At 71.8% G+C, this 17,980-nt stretch carries 21 protein-coding genes; 14 read left to right on the forward strand and 7 right to left on the reverse strand.

The features are described 5' to 3' along the window. Positions 1-113 precede the first annotated feature (113 nt). Together ACFVV1_RS22265 and ACFVV1_RS22270 are read left to right on the forward strand one after the other, a co-directional pair. Positions 114-767 (forward strand): adenosylcobinamide amidohydrolase, encoded by a 654-nt coding sequence (locus tag ACFVV1_RS22265; protein ID WP_389992113.1) that lies wholly within the window; start codon positions 114-116, stop codon positions 765-767. Positions 768-820: 53 nt separating this feature from the next. Continuing rightward, positions 821-1,729 (forward strand): NAD(P)-dependent oxidoreductase, encoded by a 909-nt coding sequence (locus tag ACFVV1_RS22270; protein ID WP_389991790.1) that lies wholly within the window; start codon positions 821-823, stop codon positions 1,727-1,729. A gap of 126 nt (positions 1,730-1,855) precedes the next feature. On the opposite strand, the gene ACFVV1_RS22275 is transcribed toward ACFVV1_RS22270, so the two are convergent. Then, entirely contained in the window at positions 1,856-2,830 is a 975-nt protein-coding gene (locus tag ACFVV1_RS22275; protein ID WP_389991793.1) for an RNA polymerase sigma factor SigF, read from the reverse strand. Between the two features lie 530 nt (positions 2,831-3,360). Beyond that, entirely contained in the window at positions 3,361-3,759 is a 399-nt protein-coding gene (locus tag ACFVV1_RS22280; RefSeq protein ID WP_389991796.1) for a hypothetical protein, read from the reverse strand. A gap of 75 nt (positions 3,760-3,834) precedes the next feature. On the opposite strand from ACFVV1_RS22280, the gene ACFVV1_RS22285 reads away from it, so the two are divergent. From ACFVV1_RS22285 to ACFVV1_RS22330, 10 genes are all read left to right on the forward strand, one after another. Beyond that, positions 3,835-4,473 carry a hypothetical protein gene (locus ACFVV1_RS22285; protein WP_389991799.1) on the forward strand — a complete coding sequence of 213 codons (639 nt, stop codon included), beginning with the start codon at positions 3,835-3,837 and terminating at the stop codon, positions 4,471-4,473. A 122-nt stretch (positions 4,474-4,595) separates the two neighbouring features. Then, positions 4,596-5,333, forward strand: coding sequence for an SAM-dependent methyltransferase (locus tag ACFVV1_RS22290; protein ID WP_389991802.1), 738 nt, complete (start codon positions 4,596-4,598; stop codon positions 5,331-5,333). Between the two features lie 75 nt (positions 5,334-5,408). Next, entirely contained in the window at positions 5,409-6,320 is a 912-nt protein-coding gene (locus ACFVV1_RS22295; protein ID WP_389991805.1) for a TIGR03619 family F420-dependent LLM class oxidoreductase, read from the forward strand. A gap of 187 nt (positions 6,321-6,507) precedes the next feature. Then, positions 6,508-7,428, forward strand: a complete 921-nt coding sequence (locus ACFVV1_RS22300) for an NADP-dependent oxidoreductase (protein ID WP_389991808.1) — start codon at positions 6,508-6,510, stop codon at positions 7,426-7,428. Beyond that, positions 7,425-8,183, forward strand: a complete 759-nt coding sequence (locus tag ACFVV1_RS22305; protein WP_389991811.1) for a GNAT family N-acetyltransferase — start codon at positions 7,425-7,427, stop codon at positions 8,181-8,183. Before ACFVV1_RS22300 ends, ACFVV1_RS22305 begins: the two co-directional genes overlap by 4 nt. A gap of 178 nt (positions 8,184-8,361) precedes the next feature. Continuing rightward, complete coding sequence (locus ACFVV1_RS22310) at positions 8,362-9,582, forward strand: PP2C family protein-serine/threonine phosphatase (RefSeq protein ID WP_389991814.1); 1,221 nt, start codon at positions 8,362-8,364, stop codon at positions 9,580-9,582. An 80-nt stretch (positions 9,583-9,662) separates the two neighbouring features. After that, on the forward strand, positions 9,663-10,334 hold the full coding sequence (locus ACFVV1_RS22315; RefSeq protein WP_389991816.1) for a TetR family transcriptional regulator: 672 nt from the start codon (positions 9,663-9,665) through the stop codon (positions 10,332-10,334). Continuing rightward, positions 10,331-11,104, forward strand: a complete 774-nt coding sequence (locus ACFVV1_RS22320; RefSeq protein WP_389991819.1) for an SDR family NAD(P)-dependent oxidoreductase — start codon at positions 10,331-10,333, stop codon at positions 11,102-11,104. The genes ACFVV1_RS22315 and ACFVV1_RS22320 overlap by 4 nt, the downstream gene beginning before the upstream one ends. A 58-nt stretch (positions 11,105-11,162) precedes the next feature. Further along, on the forward strand, positions 11,163-12,203 hold the full coding sequence (locus ACFVV1_RS22325; RefSeq protein ID WP_389991822.1) for an NAD(P)-dependent alcohol dehydrogenase: 1,041 nt from the start codon (positions 11,163-11,165) through the stop codon (positions 12,201-12,203). A 113-nt stretch (positions 12,204-12,316) separates the two neighbouring features. Further along, positions 12,317-12,637 carry a DUF6191 domain-containing protein gene (locus ACFVV1_RS22330; RefSeq protein WP_389991824.1) on the forward strand — a complete coding sequence of 107 codons (321 nt, stop codon included), beginning with the start codon at positions 12,317-12,319 and terminating at the stop codon, positions 12,635-12,637. Here ACFVV1_RS22330 and ACFVV1_RS22335 read toward each other — a convergent pair. Genes ACFVV1_RS22335 through ACFVV1_RS22350 form a run of 4 tightly spaced genes read right to left on the reverse strand, consistent with a single transcriptional unit; the run spans position 12,625 to position 15,737 of the window. Beyond that, a complete protein-coding gene (locus ACFVV1_RS22335) occupies positions 12,625-13,716 on the reverse strand; it encodes a bile acid:sodium symporter family protein (RefSeq protein WP_389991827.1) in 1,092 nt (363 codons plus the stop codon). The genes ACFVV1_RS22330 and ACFVV1_RS22335 overlap by 13 nt on opposite strands. A 49-nt stretch (positions 13,717-13,765) precedes the next feature. Then, positions 13,766-14,470, reverse strand: coding sequence for a phosphatase PAP2 family protein (locus ACFVV1_RS22340; RefSeq protein WP_389991830.1), 705 nt, complete (start codon positions 14,468-14,470; stop codon positions 13,766-13,768). Next, positions 14,467-15,069, reverse strand: a complete 603-nt coding sequence (locus ACFVV1_RS22345; protein ID WP_389991833.1) for a phosphatase PAP2 family protein — start codon at positions 15,067-15,069, stop codon at positions 14,467-14,469. Before ACFVV1_RS22345 ends, ACFVV1_RS22340 begins: the two co-directional genes overlap by 4 nt. Next, positions 15,069-15,737 (reverse strand): DedA family protein, encoded by a 669-nt coding sequence (locus tag ACFVV1_RS22350; RefSeq protein ID WP_389991836.1) that lies wholly within the window; start codon positions 15,735-15,737, stop codon positions 15,069-15,071. The genes ACFVV1_RS22345 and ACFVV1_RS22350 overlap by 1 nt, the downstream gene beginning before the upstream one ends. A gap of 113 nt (positions 15,738-15,850) precedes the next feature. Between ACFVV1_RS22350 and ACFVV1_RS22355 the strand changes: the two genes are divergently transcribed. Together ACFVV1_RS22355 and ACFVV1_RS22360 are read left to right on the forward strand one after the other, a co-directional pair. Continuing rightward, the gene (locus ACFVV1_RS22355; protein WP_389991839.1) at positions 15,851-16,306 is read left to right on the forward strand and encodes a BlaI/MecI/CopY family transcriptional regulator; all 456 of its coding nucleotides are present in this window, start codon (positions 15,851-15,853) and stop codon (positions 16,304-16,306) included. Beyond that, entirely contained in the window at positions 16,303-17,247 is a 945-nt protein-coding gene (locus ACFVV1_RS22360) for a M56 family metallopeptidase (protein ID WP_389991841.1), read from the forward strand. The genes ACFVV1_RS22355 and ACFVV1_RS22360 overlap by 4 nt, the downstream gene beginning before the upstream one ends. A gap of 85 nt (positions 17,248-17,332) precedes the next feature. On the opposite strand, the gene ACFVV1_RS22365 is transcribed toward ACFVV1_RS22360, so the two are convergent. Next, positions 17,333-17,860 carry an NUDIX domain-containing protein gene (locus ACFVV1_RS22365; protein ID WP_389991843.1) on the reverse strand — a complete coding sequence of 176 codons (528 nt, stop codon included), beginning with the start codon at positions 17,858-17,860 and terminating at the stop codon, positions 17,333-17,335. Between the last annotated feature and the right edge of the window lie 120 nt (positions 17,861-17,980).

Consider the following 17,980-nt stretch of genomic DNA (forward strand, 5'->3'; position numbering starts at 1 on the left):
ACCGGGGCGGGGCGCCGCTCGGGGGCGCCCCGCCCCGGCGCATATGATCGACCGGCCAAGTGCCGACCGTCGTCCTGCCGTGCCACCGGGGGTGCCCCATCAGTTCCGTACGCATCCGGCTGCCCCAACAGCGCGGCGAACTGCTGACCCGGCGCGAGGACGGTGAGGACCTGCATCATCTGGTGTGGCGGCTGGGGCGCGGATGGCGGGTGTGCAGCAGTGCCGTGCTCGGCGGCGGCATCGGCCCGCGCGACTGGATCCTCAACGCTCAGGTGCCCGGCGGCTATCCGCGTATGGACCCCGACCGCCACCTCGCCCGGATCGCCGCCGCGGAACACCTCACCGGCCCCGGCGCCGGGCTGATGACGGCCGCCGACGTCACCGCGTACACGGTCGCCGACGACGAGGGCGTCACGGCCACCGCCACCTGCGGACTCGGCGTACGCGGCTGGGCGGCGACCCCCGCCGAAGGCACCGGCGGCCCGCCTCGGCCCGGCACGGTCAACATCGTCGTCACGCTCCCTGTGCCGCTCTCCGACGCCGCACTCGTCAACGCCGTCGCCACGGCCACCGAGGCCAAGGTCCAGGCACTCCTCGACGCGGGTCTCGACTGCTCGGGCACCCCCACCGACGCCGTCTGCGTCGCCGCCCCCTCCCCGGGAGCCGACCCCGGCGAACCCTTCGCGGGGCCGCGCTCGCGCTGGGGAGCGCGACTCGCCAGGGCCGTGCACGCTGCCGTACTCGACGGTGCGCTGCGGCAATCCTGAGAACCCACCGCCCCGCGAGCCGACCGGGGCGCGGCCGACCAAGGGAGTCCCTCATGTCCTCAAGCGCTGCCGACGCCACCCCGCAGCGGCCGACCGTCGCCGTCCTCGGAACCGGGATCATGGGATCCGGCATGGCCCGGAGCCTGCTGCGGGCCGGACTCGACGTCCGGGCCTGGAACCGGACCCAGGCCAAGGCGGCCCCGCTCGCCGCCGACGGCGCCACGGTCACGGAGACGGCGGACGAAGCAGTGCGCGGCGCCGACGTCATCCTCACCATGCTCAACGACGGCGCCTCCGTCGCCGCCGCGCTCGCCGCCGCGTCGCCGGGGCTCCACACCGACCAGGTTCTGCTCCAGAGCTCGACCGTCGGGTTCGAGGCCACCGCCGATCTCGCCCGGCGCGCCGCGGACCTGGGGCTGGTCTATCTCGACGCGCCGGTCGCCGGCACCAAACAGCCTGCGGAACAGGGCGCGTTGACGGTCTTCGTCTCCGGCCCTTCCACCGTCCGGGCGACGGTGGACCCCGTGCTGGAAGCGATCGGGCAGCGCACGGTCTGGGTCGCCGAGGTCCCCGGAGCGGCGTCGCGGCTGAAACTCGTGGTCAACACCTGGGTGATCAACCTGGTCAACAACATCGCGGAATGCCTCAACCTCGCCGAGGGCCTGGAGATCGACCCGCAGACGTTCCTCGACGTCATGAAGGGCGGCCCGCTGGACTCCCCGTACCTCCAGGGCAAGTCCGCCGCCGTTCTCTCCGGCGACCTCACCCCCAGCTTCGCGCTGTCCACGGCGCTCAAGGACACCCGCCTCATCCTGGACGCGGCGGAGAAGTCGGGGGTGCGGCTGGACCTGGTCGCCGCGTCGGCCGACCGATTCGCGCGCGCCGAGGCGGCAGGGCATGGCGGCGAGGACATGATCGCCACCTACTACGCGGGCCGCGCCCCGGAGCAGGACAGGGACTGAGCCCGTCGGCCGGCCCGGGTGCCGGAGCGATCCGTTCCGGCACCGCAGGGTCCCACGAGGCCGTCGGACCACCCGCGCCTCGTGCCGGACCACGGCGTCGAACAGGTGGCCACGAGACCGCCGGGATCACTCCTCGACGAACATTCCGCTGCGGAGCTTGTGCAGAATCCTGCTGATCAGCCGGGACACATGCATCTGCGAGATGCCGAGCTCCGCGCCGATCCGGGACTGTGTCATCTCCTGGCCGAAACGCATGTCGACGATGTGGCGCTCACGCTCGTCCAGACCACCCAGCAGGGGCGCCAGTGTATGCAGGTTCTCAACCGTCTCCATGGCGGGATCCGGACCGCCCAGGACGTCGGCGAAGGTGCGGCCCGCCGCATTGCGCTGACTCGCGTCGGCCGGATCGGCCGGCATGTCCAGCGAACCCGCCGTGTATCCGTTGGCCGCCACGATGCCCTCGGTGACCTCTCCCTCGCTCAGTCCCAGCTGCTCGGCGAGTTCCGGGACGGTGGGCTCGCGGTCGAGTTCCGTGGTGAGGCACTCCTTGGTCCTGGCGATGTCGACCCGCAACTCCTGAAGCCGGCGCGGGACGTGCACCGCCCAGCTGGTGTCGCGGAAGAATCGTTTGATCTCACCGGTGATGTACGGGACCGCGAACGAGGTGAACTCGACCTCGCGGGAGAGATCGAACCGGTCGATGGCCTTGATCAGCCCGATGGTGCCGACCTGGACGATGTCCTCCATGTCGCCGCCGCCCCGGTTCCGGTACCGCCCGGCGGCGAACCGGACGAGGGAGAGGTTCATCTCGATGAGGGTGTTCCGCGCGTACTGGTGGGCGGGGGTCCCCTCCTCCAGAACCCGCAGACGTTCGAAGAACAGCCTGGACAGCTCCCGCGCGTCGGAGGGCGCAACTCTCCCCGCGTCCTCGATCCACGGCAGTTCGCCGCTGTCCGCTGCAGCCTCCGCGAACCCCGTGACCTCCGTCGGCTCCGCGGCAACCGCCCTGTGCCTTCCGGTTCCTGTCGGCACGTCAGTCGGCGTCGGCCGTGCGCTCTCCGCCCGCTCCGCACCGGCGGTCCGCGCAGTGTGCGCCGTCATCTCGTCACGCCCCCCTGGTCGTAGGCCATGAGGTACATGCGTCTGCCCCGGGGGGAGGCTCCCATGCGGAAAAGGGGAAGTTGATCAGGTCACACGGCAGTAATGGCCGGGAATCGTCGTGATCGGCCGTCATGTTCGTACGCTGCCCGGGCGCGCCGGGCAGCGGAACCGCCCCACCGGTACGGGGGAGCCCGGTGGGGCGGTCGTCTCCAGACTGCCACAGCCGACGGCGCAATGAGGACCGACCATCGTATATCCAGCGGTAGTTGAGTCGAAATCGATGGTGACCCGGCTCGAGCCCGCTGCCCGGACGGGTCGGTCGCGCGGGGAGCCGACGATGGTGTGCGTGACCGAGGGGGAGTCCTCAGTGGTGTAGAAGTGACTGCTGAGTCCTGAGAACCGGGCCGTGCTCCCCCACCTCCAGAAGGTGCGGGACGTCGTTCACCACCAGCGTCGCCCGGCCGGACATCACCAGCACGTACTCCACCGAGTCCGCACCGTGCGAGCTGACTTGGCTCCGGGCGTGCGGATCAGACCGTCCGGTAGATCTCGATGCGGCCCTGCTCGTGGCCGGAGAACAGCGGATTGACCGAGGTCTCGTCGTCGGGTTCGCCCAGCGAGGCGGCGTGGACGATGTCCGGCCCGAGCAGCGGCTGACGGAGCAGTTGGAGGTCCGGAACGTGCGGTCGACGGCGGTGGCGACCAGCAACGCCTGACGATCCGGTGGAACGGCTCGGATTCGCCCGGCGTACCCGACGGCACCCGGCGGACAGGGCGGTGCTGCGATCATGAGGGGAGCGGAGGGAAAGCGCGACCAGGGGGGCGTAATGATTTCTGAGCCGGAAATGGCGGGCGAGCCGGGCGGAGTCGGGGCCGACGAGGTGCTGGGAGCCTTCGGCCAGGGGCACATGGACTTCGGTCGGGGCCACATGGACTTCGGTCAGGGGCCCGTGGGGGAGCCGCGGCCACGCAGGCCGTGGCGGTGGGCGCTGGGCGGAGTCGTGGTGACTTCGGCCGTGTGGGCGGCGGTGCTGCTCCTGTTCCCATGGGGTGACCGACGACCGGACGCGCCGGACATGCACGGATACCGGTTGGACGAAGCCCCCTGCCCGGTGCTGCCACTGAAGGCGATCGGTACGGCGATCGCACCGAGAGAGCCCACGGGCGAGGGGGAATCAACGGGCAAGGTGGAATCAGGGATTCTGAACGACCCGGCGCTGGATCAGGTCAGGTGTTTCATTCCTCTTCGTTCCTCCGCCGGGCAGGAGCGTTCTCTGAAGCGCTGGTCCATCGGCTACTCCGTCGGCGTCATGGTGGAACTGCACAAGAAGACCGACCCCGCTGACGAGTTCGAGGCGAAGCGCGGGGTGACCGATTTCGGCGCCGATCCCGGCGTGAAGGTGGAGTCGGTCGCGGACCTCGGCGACAAGGCGTATCTGCTGACCTTGGACAACGGCATCGCGGAACTGCGCGTGCTGGAGGGCGGCGCGGTCCTCTCGCTGACTCTCTCCTCCTCCCTGCAGTACGAGGACGACCTCGGCGGAGCCCCGATGGGTGACGGACCGGACCTCCCCGATCTCTCCCCGTACCAGTCCGCGATGATCAGCGACATGCGCGACCTGATGGACGGCCTCAAGCGCTGACGGCGACTCAGGAGTCGGGGGAGGATCGCTCCCGCGCCCGTACCCGTACCGGGAGCGGGAGCGGCCGGCCGGCACCGGAAAAACGACGTGCGTACGGCCTTCGGTGCTGTCAGGCTGCGCCGGTGAACCGTGAACAGATGTCCAGGCTTGCCCATGCCGAACACCCGATCAAGTCCCCGCTCGACGACGAATCGGTGCGACAACTCCTGGCGCGTGGCGCCCCGCGTGGGGACGAGCGGGTGCTCGACCTGGGCTGCGGCGGCGGAGAATGGCTGCTGCGTGCCCTGACCGCGCACCCGCGGCTGCTCGCCGAAGGGGTCGACACCTCCGAGGACGCCCTTCGGCAGGCCCAGGAGGCCGCGAGCCGTCTCGGCGTGCAGGAACGCCTCGCACTGCACCACCAGGACGCCGCGCAGTTCCGTTCCGCGCACTCGTTCGACCTGGTGCTCAGCGTCGGGGCCGCGCATGCCTTCGGCGGACTGCTGCCCGCACTCGCGGCGGCGCGCACCCACCTGGCTCCGGGCGGACGCGTCCTGATCGGTGAGGGCTTCTGGGAACGTGAGCCGTCGCAGGAGGCCGTCGAGATGCTCGGCGACTTCACCGACCTCGCGACCACCCTGGACCACGTCGCCGCCGACGGGTGGACTCCGGTCCACGGTCACGTCAGCACGCGCCGCGAACTGGACGACTACGAGTGGTCCAACTGGGGCTCGCTCGCCTCCTGGGCCCTGGATCACCCCGACCACCCGGACAGCCCGCAGGTGCTGGAGACGGCCGCGGTCCGGCGCACCGAATGGCTGCGTGTCTACCGCGAATCCTGGGGCTTCGTCAGTCTGGTCCTGCGTCGGACAGCCGGCTGAATCGCGGCAGGTCACCGGGATCTTCCAGGCCCGCCCGGTGACCTGCCGTCAAGAAGACTCGCTTAGGCTCTGGTTGTGAAATTCGGCGTAAACATACTCAATTTCGGTGTCGGCACCACCCCGGAAAGCCTTCTCCAACAGGCTGTGGACGCACGTGAATTGGGGTACTCCTTCGCGATGATCTCCGACCACATCGCGGTCACCCCCGATGTGCACGAGACGTATCCGGCCCCGTTCTACGACCAGTTCGTGCTCGCCGCGTACATCGCCGGGCGGGTACCCGGTCTGGCGCTCGGCACGACCGTCACCGTGATCCCGTACCGTCACCCGCTGCAGACGGCCCGGCTCGCCGCCAATATCGACAACCTGAACGCCGACGGGTTCATCCTCGGTGCGGGGATCGGCTGGTCCGGGGCCGAGTACGACGCGCTGGGCGTGCCCTTCGCCGAGCGGGGGCGCATCACCGATGAATACCTGGCCGCGATCCGGGCCGCCTGGGCCGAGGACCCCTCGACGTTCCGGGGCGATTACGTCTCGTACGAAGGCGTACGGACCGCGCCCGCGCCGGCATCCGCTCCCTGCCTGCCCGTCTGGGTCGGTGGCAATTCGGCCGCCGCCCAGCGGCGCGCCGCCCGGCTCGGCGAGGGCTGGCACCCGTACCGGCTGCCGCTCGACGCGATCCGGGCCGGGCTGCCGTTGATCACCGAGGAGGCCGAACGCGTTCACCGCCCCGTTCCCGCGCTCGTGCCGCGGCTGCAGATCCGCGTCACCGACGCCCTCCTCGGCAGTGAACGCCCCGCCGGACACGGCACGATCGACCGGATCCGGGCCGATCTGGCGGAACTCGGCGAGCTGGGCGCCACCCATGTGCTGCTCGACGTCAACCCGGACACACCCGCCGAGCGCGGCACCGCGGGCGACGACCGGAGGCTTCTCGAACTCCTGGTGAACAAGGTCGTGGACCCGGTCACGGGCGGGGTCCGCTGAGCATCGTGGGAGACGTGAGTGACGGCACGGAGGTCGTCGCGGCGAGCAGTGCGGTCCGATGAACGCCCCCAGCGGTCCGGGAATACACGTGCGAAGAGGCGCCTTCCTGCTGCTGTGGCGAGCGGTGACCGGCCCGGCCCCGGGTGCCGTGCGCGGTCACCGCCATGAAACAGGAGAGAGGAAGCTCATGCCCAAGGCGTACGTGTTCACCCGTAACGGCGGACCGGAGGTCGAGGCCCTCGTCGAACAGGACGTGCCGGTGCCCGGCCCCGGCGAACTGCTCGTCGCCGTCCGGGCGGCCGGGGTCAACCCGGTCGACTGGAAGCTGCGTACGGGGTACACCAGGCCCGGCAGCGAGCCCCAGCCGTTTCCCACCGTGTTCGGCAGCGAGGCGGCCGGAGTCGTCGAGGGCGTGGGCCCGGACGTCGAAGGATTCGCGGTCGGGGACGAGGTCTTCGGCAATCCGGTGACCGGCGGCTACGCCGAGTACACGCTGCTTCCCGTCGCCGTGACCGCGCACAAGCCGGCCGGTCTGTCGTTCGCCGATGCGGCTGTGCTGCCGGTCGCGGCTGCCACCGCGTACGACGGTGTGCGCCAGCTCGGTCCCGCCCCCGGCTCGACCCTGCTGATCACCGGGGCCGGAGGCGGTGTCGGCGCCTTCGCGGTTCAGCTCGCCCGCCACGCCGGTGCCCATGTCATCGCCGCCGCGAGCGCGGCCAAGAAGGACTTCGTCGAGTCGCTCGGCGCGGTGCACGTCGAATCCGGCGCCGGTCTCGCCGACCGGGTGCGGGCGGCGGCGCCCGACGGCGTCGACGCGATCTTCGACCTGGTCGGCGGTGACACCCTCAGGAGCGTGGCCCCGCTGCTCGCCGACCCGGCGGCGCTGATCAGCGCCGGGGGCAAGCCCCTGGCGGTGGAGCTCGGCGGGGCGGCCGTCGCCCGCACCCGCACCGCGGCCGTCCTCGACGAGGTGGCGAGCCTCGTCGTCACCGGAGTCCTGCGGACGCATGTGACCGCGACCTTCCCGCTCTCCGGAGCGGGAGAAGCACTGCGCTCCGTGGAGAGTGGACACGCGCGCGGGAAGACCGTGATCGAGGTGGACGCGTGAGCGCGCCGCGTGCCGCCGCCGGTGACGCGCACCCGCTGGACAACCCGGTCCGCGCCGCACTGACCGGCCCGCACGCCCACTTCGCCGAGCAGCGCGGCCGCGTCCTGCGCTACCCGGCGGACGTGGCCCCCTGGGTCGCGGTCCCGGACCCGCCCGAGGCCGCGGACTGGGCCGACGCCGCGGCCCTCGCCGGACCCGGTGGCGCCGTCACCCTCACCGCGTTCCGGGAGCCGCCGCCGGCCGGCTGGGAGATCACCTTCCACGCCGAGGGTGTCCAGTTCGTCGACGCCGGGGTCGCGGCGGCCCCGTTTCCGCAGGCCGTGCGGCTGGGACCCGACGATGTACCCGAGATGCTCGACCTGGTCGCCCGCACCCGGCCGGGGCCGTTCCTGCCCCGTACGGTCGAGCTCGGCACCTACCTCGGCGTCCGGCGCGAAGGGGTGCTCGTCGCGATGGCGGGCGAGCGTCTGCGCCCGCCCGGCTGGAGCGAGATCAGCGGCGTCTGCACGGACGAGTCGGTGCGCGGTCAGGGGCTCGGCACCGGACTCGTCCTCGCCGTCGCACACGAGATCAGGGAGCGCGGCGAAACGCCGTTCCTGCACGCCTCCGCCTCCAACACGAACGCCGTCCGGCTCTACGAATCGCTGGGATTCGTGCTCCGCCGCCGGACAGCCTTCCTCTCGGCTCTCGTACCGGAGCACCCGCCGACACGCCTGGCAGGGGCCGGCGGTGTCCGTACGGCAGCCGTGCGGTGACCTCCGGCACGGGACCTTCGGCCCGGGACTTACGGGCCGAAGTCCACCGGCCGCCTCCCGTCATGGGACTTTCGGCGTGCTCCATGGGGCCGTAAGCCTCGTGTGTCGACCCCCGCGGTCCGGATTGACTGGGACCGAACGCCGGTGTGGGGCCGGCAGATCCCAGGAGGAATGGGCCGTGACGATCGGGCTCCGGCGCCGGACGGTGACGCGAGGGGCGACGCTCCCGGGTACGGACGCGGGGGAGGCGGCCGTCTTCGCTCCCCGGATCGGGAACAGGGCCCTGTTCGGCGGGCTCGTGCTGCTGACCGCCCTGGTCGGCCTCCTCGACATCCGGACCGGCGACGAGATGCACCTCGTACCGCTGATGGTGGTCGTGCCCGCGCTCGTATCGGTCTTCGGAACGATCCGGCAGACCGTGGGCGTGGCCTCCTGGATCATGGCCGTCGTCGTCTGCTCACGGCTGCTGACCGGGGGAACGTTCTGGGACGTCACCAGCAGCGTCGCGTTCACCGTGCTGGCCTGCTTCCTGGGTGTCGGCTCCTGCGCGCTGCGGCTCCGGCACGCCGCCGAGATAGCCAGGCTGCGCTCCGCCGCCGTCGCGCTCCAGCGGCAGATCCTGCGCCCGCTGCCGGTCCTGACCGACCAGCTCATCACCCACGGCATCTATACGCCGATCGAGGAGGACCGCCTGGTCGGCGGCGACATCTACGAGGTCGTCCAGTCGCCCTACGGCACCCGGGTGATCATCGGCGATGTGCAGGGCAAGGGGATCGCCGCCATCGGTGCGGGGTTCGCCGCGCTGGGCGCGTTCCGGGAGGCGGCCATCCGCGAGCCCACCCTGACCACAGTGGTGGACGCCCTGGAGGACGCGGTCGCCCGGCACAACACCTTCTCCGCCCAGACCGGCGAGGTCGAACGCTTCGTCACGGCCCTGGTCCTCGGCTTCGAGGGCGAGGACCGGATGGAGGCCGTCAACTGCGGTCATCTGCCGCCCCACCTGCTGCACGACGGAGGGGCAGCCGCGGTCCCGCTGCGCCTCACCTCCGTACCACTGGGCATGGCGGAGCTCAGCAGCGAGGCGCGCGGCGCGGAGCAGTTCGACTTCCCGGCCGGTGCGACGCTCCTGGCATTCACCGACGGAGTGACCGAGGCCCGCGACGCCTCCGGCGCCTTCTACCCGCTGGACACCCGGCTCGGCCGCTGGGCCGGGTACGGACCGAGTGAAGTGCTGGACGCGCTCCATGCGGACCTGGAGGCCTTCTCCGGCGGCGTACGACGCGATGACATCGCGATGCTCGCCCTGCGCAAGGCGCCGACCGGTATCCGTCGCCGACAGCCCGGGGCGATGTCCGGTCAGGGCGCCCGGAGGGCCGCACAGACCTTCAGTGAGTGGTGACGGACCCGCGAGACCCGATAGCCAAGTGTCCCGGCGAGACTCATGTCGCGCCGGGACATTTGTAGGTGTACAGTGCAGCTATGAATCCGGAGCGGAAGACCCCGGAGAGGCGGAGCCGCAAGGCCCGTCGCACCCGGGACTCACTGGCGCAGGCCGCTTTCGAGCTCGTACTCGACCGCGGTCTGAGGAACGTGACGGTCGAGGAGATCGCGGAACACGCGGACGTCGACCGGCGCACCTTCAGCCGGTACTTCACGAGCAAGGAAGCCGCAGTCCTGGACCCGCTCCGGGGCGACGGCGACCGGATCAATGACGCCCTGCGTGCCCGCCCCGCCGACGAGCCCCCGCTCACCGCCTACCGCCGCGCCGTCCTCGACTGGCTCGAAGACCCCGAGGCACAGGCCTGGCACCGGAGCCCCCGGATCTTCGACCTGCTGGTCGTCGCCGAGGAGGAGCCGACCCTCTACGCGGCGTTCCACCACATCCGGGTGGATGCCCAGGAGGACTCGGTCGCCATCGTCGCGGAGCGGCTCGGCGTCGACCCACGGCTGGACATCCGTCCCGCCGTCACAGTCGCCGCCGGCGCAGGGGCGCTCCTCGCAGCCCAGGCCGCCTGGGTCCGCGGCAGACGGCCGGACGCCCTGCCCCGACTGGTCGGGCAGGCCTTCGACGCCCTCTGCGGAGAACTGCTCGCGCAGCGTCCCGCCGGGCCGGCGCCGCACAGCACCACGGAAGGAAACGCACCATCATGAGCCTCTCTCTCACCCCCGCCGACCAGGAGTTCGCCGGCCGGACCGCCCTCATCACCGGCGGCGCCTCCGGAATCGGACTGGCGCTGGCCCACCGGCTGGCCGCGGGCGGCGCGGCCGTCGTCGTCGCCGACTACGACGAGGGGAACGCCCGCAAGGCCGTCGCCGAGCTCGAAGGCGCCGGTGCGAAGGCAGCCGCCGTCACCATGGACGTGACCGACCCCTCCTCCGTGGAAGCGGGCGTGCAATTCGCCGTCGACACGTTCGGGGCCCTGCACCTCGCCGTCAACAACGCGGGCATCGGCGGTCCCAGCAGCCCCACGGGTGAGTACGCGATCGAGGACTGGAACCGGGTCGTCGCCACCAACCTCAGCGGTGTCTTCTACTCGATGCGCTACGAACTCCCCGCGATCGTCGCGGCGGGCGGCGGCGCCGTCGTCAACATGTCGTCGATCCTCGGCACCAACGGCTTCGCCGGATCGCCCGCCTACGTGGCCGCCAAGCACGGCGTCGTCGGGCTCACCAAGACGGCGGCCCTCGAATACGCGGCACAGAACGTCCGGATCAACGCCGTCGGTCCCGGCTTCATCGACACACCGCTGTTGCGCAACACGGACGGCCCGGCCCGCGACCACCTCATCTCGCTGCACCCGGCCGGACGCCTCGGCACGGCGGAGGAAGTCGCCGAACTCGCCGCCTTCCTGCTCTCCGACCGCGCCTCCTTCATCCACGGCAGCTACCACCTGGTGGACGGCGGATACTCCGCTTCCTGAGCGACGGACAGGCGGTAACGGGGGCAAGCAGAGATACACAAAGAGTGAGGAGAACCCCATGAAGGCCGTTCAGTACCGCACCGTCGGCGCGGCACCCGAGGTCGTCACCGTGCCCGACCCGGAGCCCGGCCCCGGCCAGGTGCTGCTCAAGGTCACCGCCGCAGGTGTCTGTCACTCCGACATCGCCTTGATGAGCTGGCCCGCCGAACAGATCCCCTTCCCGCTGCCGCTCACCCTCGGCCACGAGGGCGTGGGCACCATCGCGGCGCTCGGCGACGGAGTGAGCGGCCTCTCGACCGGCGAGTCCGTCGCGGTCTACGGCCCCTGGGGCTGCGGTACGTGCGTCAAGTGCGCCGAGGGCAAGGAAAACTACTGCCTGCGCGCCGAGGAGCTGGGCATCACCCCGCCCGGACTCGGTTCACCCGGTGCCATGGCCGAGTACATGATCGTCGACGACCCCCGCCACCTGGTGCCGCTCGGTGACCTCGACCCGGTCCAGGCCGTACCGCTCACCGACGCGGGCCTGACCCCGTACCACGCGATCAAGCGGTCCCTGCCCAAGCTGGTACCCGGTGCCACCGCCGTCGTCATCGGCAGCGGCGGCCTCGGCCACGTCGCGATCCAGCTGCTGCGCGCCATGACGGCCGTCCGGGTCATCGCCCTGGACGTCTCGGCGGACAAGCTCGCCCTGGCCCGCACCGTCGGCGCCCACGAGACCGTGCTCTCCGACGAGCACGCGGCGGCGAAGGTACGCGAGCTGACCGGTGGCGTCGGCGCACAGGTCGTCCTCGACTTCGTCGGAGCACCGCCGACCGTCGTCACGGCCGGGGCCGCGGCCGCCATCGACTCGGACGTCACGATCGTCGGCATCGGCGGTGGTGCGCTGCCGGTGGGCTTCGGCTTCCTGCCGTACAGCACGACAGTGACCTCCCCGTACTGGGGTTCGCGCTCCGAACTCGCCGAGGTGCTGGACCTGGCCCGCGCCGGATCGGTCGAGGTTCACGTCGAGACCTACACGCTGGACGAGGCGCCGCTGGCGTACGAGCGGCTGCACCACGGCAAGATCAACGGCCGCGCGGTCATCCTCCCCAACGGCTGACCGTCCGGGGCCCGACCCGTCAGGACCGTGCGGGCCGTCGCGCTGCGCGACGGCCCGCACGGTCGTTCTCGCGACGGATGCGCGGCGCACCGCACATCGGTCAGTCTGTGCGGATGGAATTCGTCGCGCTGATGACGCTGCCCGGACTCGTGATCGGGCTGACCGCCGTCGCCCTCCTCGATCAGCTGATGCTGCGGGCGGGGCGGGCGGGTCTGCTGCCGTGGCGCAACAGCGCCCGCCGGGGCCAGGTCTCGGCGACCGGGTTCGAGCAATTGCACGCGACCTTCTCGCCCGGCAAACAGAGCGAGCTCAAGGAACGCCGAAGCGCTCTGCTGCTGCGCGACGACGAGGAGGACGGCGCCCCGCCCCACCGGTCCACCGTCGACCTCGACGGCGGCCTCGCCGTCATCCGCCTGCCCGGTCACAAGACCTGAGACGTGTCTGCCCTGCGGCGCAGCACCGAGTCCGCCAGCCCCGCCCCGCACTTCTGCAACAGGCTGTACGCGAGAACCGGCAGGAGCACCTGTGGGCTGCTGGGCAGATTGGTCGCCGCCAGCACCGCACCGGCGCTGCTGTTGTTCATTCCGCAGGCGAGCGTGATCGCCACGGTGTCCGCGCGGTCGGCCCGTACCGTACGGGCCAGACACCAGCCGATCACGAAGGAAGCCGCGCACAGCGCCCCGGCCACGACGACGGCCGCGACCAGCAGTGCGGGCCGCGGGTGGAACAGGAAGCCGCCGAGCGCCCCGCAGGCGTTGCTGTAGGTGAGCAGCACCGCGTCGACGAGTCCGAGCAGCCCCAGCCACGGCAGATGCCGTTCGAGCACGTGGCGGGGCGTCATCCGTTGGACGGCCAGACCGGCGACGCACGGCACGATCACGCTGATCACGGCGAACGCCCCGCCGTCCGTCGCGGCCATGCGTGACAGATCGTGGGCGTAGTGGCCACGTGTCATCGTCGAGGCCACCGAGAGCATCAGTGGAATGGTGAGCGGGCTGAGCAGCGTGGAGGCGAGCACGATCCCCACGACCAGTGAGTGGTTGCCGCCCGCCCGGTCGCCCCAGACCGTGGCACCTGCCGCGACCGGCATGGCCCCCACGAGCGCGAGCCCGGTGATCAGCCCGCTGCAGCCGTCCGTATCGGGCAGTCGCCCCAGCACCGCGGCCAGACAGGGCAGCAGGGCCAGCGGAATGAGCGTATTGGCGGCCGTTCCCACCAGCAGCGACAACGGCCGGCGGACGAGCCGTGGCAGCTCCCCGGCAGGCACCCGTAACGCCGCGGTGAAGAGCAGATAGGCCAGCAGGAGCGACGGCAGGGTGAGCTGCGTACGGGCGCCGCCGGGGACGGGCACCGCGGCAAGGTGAACCCGCCGCAGGGCCAGTCCCGCCCCCGGCAGCAGCGCGGCCGCTGCGTACGCGGTCACCGTCACCCGGGTCAGCCGACGTTGGAGGAGCGAGAGCACACGCGGCACCACCGGCGGACGGACGACACGGGTGGCACGCACGGGAGTCATGAGGGGCATCGCACGGGACCTCGATGAGGGTGGGACCTGAACGGACCGGTCACTGCGGGAGCGGCAGTGCCTTCCGTATCAGCGCGGTCCCGAGCCCCACCCAGACCGCGGCGAACAGCCATCCGGCGAGCACATCCGTCGCCCAGTGCACCCCCAACAGGATCCGGCTCAGGCCGACGGCCGCCGCCCAGCAGATCACCAGGGCGGCGACGGCGGCACGGAGAGAACGCGGCACCGTCCCGCCGCGCGTCCGGACGCCGATGGCCGTGAGCAGCAGGCCGGCCATCAGTGCGGACGTCGTCGCGTGCCCGGAGGGGAAGGCGAAGCCGGAGGCGTGCGTGGCCCAGTCGCCCAGCGGCGGGCGGGGCCGGGCGATCAGCTCCATGAGACCGTAGCGGACACCCTGCGCGAGCAGCAGGAAGGCCAGGGCACCCACTGCGTACTCCAGCCGCCGACGGGTATCACGGCCCGCGATCAGCCCGGCGATCACCGCCGCCGCGTACGGGAACATCCCGGTGCCGGTGGCCGTGACGGCCCGCGCGGTCGCCACGAGGCCCGACGGCCGGTGCCGCAGCGACCAGTCATGGGCGGCCCGGTCCAGGGCAGGCGGGGAGCCGTGCCGGGCGGCCAGGACGAGAGCCGCCAGCCCGACGAGTCCGAGCAGCCCGACAAGAACGGCTCCCAGCGGTGCACGGAGCCCTGATGCCACGGGTGCGGACCGGCCGCGCGCGAGCGCCGAAGCGTTCTCGGTCACCGGTTCGCCACCAGGGGACGCAGCGGGCTTTCGCGCAGCCGGACCACCGCCGGGGCGCAGCGCCGCGCCGCGATCGTCAACGGCCAGGCGACGAGCGCGCCCGTGACCAGCCCGATCAGCACATCGTGCGGGTAGTGCACACCGATCCACACCCGGGACGCCGCCATCAGCAGAGCGGCGGGCACCGCGATCGCCCCGAGTCTGCGATCGGTCAGCCAGATGGCCATCGCGGCGGCCGCAGCGATGGCGGCATGGTTGCTGGGGAAGGACCAGTCACCGAGCGCCGGGCAGGCCTCCACCGTCAGGACATGCAGGGTCTGGCACGGCCGCTGCTCATGGAAGGCCGACTTCACCAGGTCGTTGACGATGTACGCGGCCACCACGACGAGCGGGGTACCGAGCGCCATGGCGGTACGGGCGGGGCCCGTGGAGCGCGAGCGCCACCAGGACACGAGCATCAGCAGGGCGAACAGGGCCAGTCCGTAATCCGACCAGACACGGACGGCGGAATCCAGAGCGGCGGGGGAGCGCTGGGCCAGCTCGGTGATCCAGGTGTACAGGTCACCGTCGATCGAGGTGGCCGTGGAGGCGAGCAACATCAGCTGTTGTCTCCTTCTGCGGTGCGCCGGCCGCGGGAGCGGAGCAGTTCGGCGGCGAGGGGGATGAGGGAGACCACGACCACGACAGCGACGATCGGCAGCAGATAGCGGTCGACGTTGGGCACCGAGGAGCCCAGCGCGTACCCGGCGAGGACCAGCCCCACGGTCCAGACCACCCCGCCGACGACCTGCCACAGCGTGAACAGCCCGGCGGGGACGTCGAGCGCCCCGGCCAGCGGGTTGAGCACCGTGCGTACGACGGGTACGAAGCGGGCCAGCACGATCGCCCGGGCGTGGCCGTACCTGCCGAGCAGCTCCTCGGCGCGGGCGGCGCCCTCGTGCAGCCGCTTGGCGCGGCTGCGGGCGAGCAGGGCCCGGCCACCGCGGCGGCCGATCCAGTAGCCCACCTGCGCGCCGAGCAGCGCGCCGGCCACGGCGGCGATCAGTACCTGCGGCAACGACAGCTCGACCGGCCCGCGGGTGCCCGGCACGCAGAGAAGACCCGCCGTGAAGAGCAGGGAATCGCCGGGCAGGAAGAAGCCGACGAGCAGTCCCGTCTCGGCGAAGAGCACGACGGCGATGCCGAGCGCACCGAACGCTCCGAGCAGTGAACCTGCGTCCAGCACGTTCACCGCTTGTGGCGCGGCCGCCAGTGAGAATACGGACACGGTGGAGGGTCTCCCATAATGGTGAGCGGGCGACCCGACGGAACGCCCGGACTGACTACAGTGGTGTAGACGGTCTATGTCACTGTAGACGCCCGAAGGGGGAGGAGAGTTCCATGTCGCAGGTGAAGGGGATATCGAGCGGAGAACCCGCCCCCCGCCCGCACGGCGACCCGGCACCGGAGACCGTGCCGGAGCGCCCGCACCACACCGCATCGGAGCGGCGCCCGTCCGGAGAGCTGGAATCCACGATCCTGGCGGCCCTGTGGGCGGCCGACACGCCCCTGACCCCCGGCCAGGTGCAAGGCGCGATCGGGGCGGCGCTCGCCCGCACCACTGTCACGACGATCCTGTCGCGTCTCTACGAAAAGGGTACGGTCACCCGCACCCGGGCCGGCCGCGGATTCGCGTACACCCCCACCGAGGACGCGCCGGGTCTGACCGCCCGCCGGATGCACAGCGAGCTGCGGAAGGAGGAGGACCGCAGCACAGTGCTGGCGCGATTCGTGTCACAACTCACCGATGAGGACGAGCAGCTGCTCCGGGACCTGCTCGACGGAGAAAACCGATGATCTACGCCGTGTGGGTTCCGCTGCTGATGCCCTTCGTCGCGGTACCCGCTGCCCGTCGCCTCGCGGACGCCTTGTCGCCGGCGCGCGCCGTACGGCTGCTCGCCTCGACGGGCATCGGCCTCGCCCTGTGCAGCCTGCTCGCCCTGGTCCTGCTGGTGGTGCCCGGCGCCACCCGGTTCTCCGCCGTCTCCGCCTTCGGCGAACTCGTCAGACCGCTCTCCGACGCCGCTCCCGCCGTCGCCGTACCCCTCGCGGCCGCCGCGCTGGCACTGCTCACGGGCTGCGCCGCCGCGGTCGCCCGCGCCGCCCACCGCCACTGGGCGGAGCTGTACCGGGCGGCGCGGCCGTCCGAGTACGCAGGCGATGAGCTGGCCGTCCTGCGCGACAGCCGCGCCGACGCGTATGCGCTGCCCGGCCGTCCGGGCACGCCGGGCCGGATCGTCGTCACCACAGGAATGCTGCGCGCCCTGGACCCCGCCGAACGCGACGCCCTGCTGGCACACGAACGCGCCCATCTCACAGGCCGCCACCATCTCTTCATCGCAGCTGCCGAAATCGCGGCACTCTGCCACCCCGCACTGCGCTCCCTGCGCGCCCCCATGGGCTACGCCCTGGAGCGCTGCGCCGACGAAGCGGCAGCCTGCGCAGTCGGCGACCGACGGATCGCCGCCCGCGCCATCGGCCGCGCCGCCCTCGCCGCCCGCGCCGCCGAAGGAGCCCCGCAGCCCCGTCCCCGGACGGCGCTCGCCGCAGCGGCCGGCCCCGTACCGCGCCGCGTCGCCGCACTGCTCGGCCGGAACGCCCCGCGGCCCCGCGCCGGCCGGGCAGCGGCCGCCGCGCTGCTGGCCTGCCTGGTCCTCTCCGGAGCCGCCGCGCTCGACGCGACGAGTGATCTGCACAGCAGCATCGAGGCAGCTCAGGGCGAGGGAGCGCAGCACTGACGCTTCCGACCGCTGTGAGTCACGGCAGCGTCGAACACCACCCGCACAGTCCGGAGATCAACAGCACAGCCGGCGAACACCCCGCTCAGGGCCCGTCCTGAGCGGGCGTCACCCGCCCGTCCTCCACGTGCTCCCGCAGGCGGTCGAGGAAGACCCGCTGCCCCGTGACGAGCCGCTCCGCCGCCTCCTGGGGCGTGCACCAGGCGAACCGGTCGACTTCCGGAAACTCCCGCAGCACCCCGGACCCCCTCGGCCACTCCATGGTGAACGTCCCGGGAACGGCCGTCGCGGCATCGAGATCCGCCTCCAGCGCCCACACCGTCACGGTCTTGCCGCCGGACTGACGGGCCTCGCCGAGCGCCACCCACTCACCGTCCGGCGCCGGACGGCCGAACTCCTCCTCGAACTCACGGCGGGCAGCGGCCGTCGGCTCCTCGTCGGGGCCGTACTCACCCTTGGGGATCGACCACGCCGCGCTCTCCCGGCCTGCCCAGAACGGGCCACCCATGTGGCCGATGAGCACCTCGAAACCTGCGCCGTCGTCCGTGGCGCCGGCCGGCCGGCGGAACAGCAGGAGACCCGCACTGCGCGTGGCGCGCTTCTGGGATGACATGCCGTCAAGTCTGCTGGCCGGTCCCGCACGCCGCCCCGGACGACACCCCTGCCCGTTGATCATTTCCGTCATCGAGCCGACTCGCCCTGTTTCCCCCGAGGTTCCCGATGCCCCCTGGTG

Origin of the sequence: Streptomyces sp. NPDC058092 (assembly GCF_042884935.1) — a bacterium.
Classification (GTDB): Bacteria; Actinomycetota; Actinomycetes; order Streptomycetales; family Streptomycetaceae; genus Streptomyces.

Excerpts from the sequence above, each read along its gene's own strand:
- ACFVV1_RS22270 (WP_389991790.1), top strand. The coding sequence starts at position 821 with ATGTCCTCAAGCGCTGCCGACGCCACCCCGCAGCGGCCGACCGTCGCC.
- ACFVV1_RS22275 (WP_389991793.1), bottom strand. The coding sequence starts at position 2,830 with ATGACGGCGCACACTGCGCGGACCGCCGGTGCGGAGCGGGCGGAGAGC.
- ACFVV1_RS22300 (WP_389991808.1), top strand. The coding sequence starts at position 6,508 with ATGCCCAAGGCGTACGTGTTCACCCGTAACGGCGGACCGGAGGTCGAG.
- ACFVV1_RS22315 (WP_389991816.1), top strand. The coding sequence starts at position 9,663 with ATGAATCCGGAGCGGAAGACCCCGGAGAGGCGGAGCCGCAAGGCCCGT.
- ACFVV1_RS22320 (WP_389991819.1), top strand. The coding sequence starts at position 10,331 with ATGAGCCTCTCTCTCACCCCCGCCGACCAGGAGTTCGCCGGCCGGACC.
- ACFVV1_RS22325 (WP_389991822.1), top strand. The coding sequence starts at position 11,163 with ATGAAGGCCGTTCAGTACCGCACCGTCGGCGCGGCACCCGAGGTCGTC.
- ACFVV1_RS22330 (WP_389991824.1), top strand. The coding sequence starts at position 12,317 with ATGGAATTCGTCGCGCTGATGACGCTGCCCGGACTCGTGATCGGGCTG.
- ACFVV1_RS22335 (WP_389991827.1), bottom strand. The coding sequence starts at position 13,716 with ATGACTCCCGTGCGTGCCACCCGTGTCGTCCGTCCGCCGGTGGTGCCG.
- ACFVV1_RS22345 (WP_389991833.1), bottom strand. The coding sequence starts at position 15,069 with ATGTTGCTCGCCTCCACGGCCACCTCGATCGACGGTGACCTGTACACC.
- ACFVV1_RS22355 (WP_389991839.1), top strand. The coding sequence starts at position 15,851 with ATGTCGCAGGTGAAGGGGATATCGAGCGGAGAACCCGCCCCCCGCCCG.
- ACFVV1_RS22360 (WP_389991841.1), top strand. The coding sequence starts at position 16,303 with ATGATCTACGCCGTGTGGGTTCCGCTGCTGATGCCCTTCGTCGCGGTA.
- ACFVV1_RS22365 (WP_389991843.1), bottom strand. The coding sequence starts at position 17,860 with ATGTCATCCCAGAAGCGCGCCACGCGCAGTGCGGGTCTCCTGCTGTTC.